We start from the raw sequence: 380 nt of genomic DNA on the forward strand, positions 1-380 counted from the left end.
GTTCAACACCCTGCTGGCCAAGGCGGTGGCCGAGCTGTCCCAGCCGCGTTCGCCGCTGCTGCTGGCCTCGGTACCGCACGACTGGTCGCCGGAGCGGGACACCTACGACGGCACCCATCCCTCGGCCGAGGGCGAGCACCGGATGGCCGCCGCCTTCGCCGACGCCCTGCATCAGGCGTGGGGCGTGGGCGGACCGTACCGACGGAGCCGGCCGATGAGCGCGTCGGCGGGTGAGCGCGGTCGGCGGGCCGGAGGGTGAACCCGACATGAGCGATGAGGCGCACAAAGGGGTTCAGGTGTGACGAGTATGAACAGATCCGGCCAGGTCCCGACTTTTTCCCGCCGGAACACGGCCCGGAGTTGCCGCGGGGGGACGCCAC

Annotated in this window: 1 protein-coding gene; it reads left to right on the plus strand. The window is 71.6% G+C overall.

Annotated features, from left to right (window positions below; all coding sequences use genetic code 11):
- The coding region (locus ACFXIV_RS48160; protein WP_379421569.1) for a hypothetical protein at nucleotides 1–259 on the plus strand (259 nt) is incomplete at its 5' end.
- Nucleotides 260–380: the final 121 nt, after the last annotated feature.

Source organism: Nocardia sp. NPDC059236 (assembly GCF_042754085.1).
In the GTDB taxonomy this organism is placed as follows: domain Bacteria; phylum Actinomycetota; class Actinomycetes; order Mycobacteriales; family Mycobacteriaceae; genus Nocardia.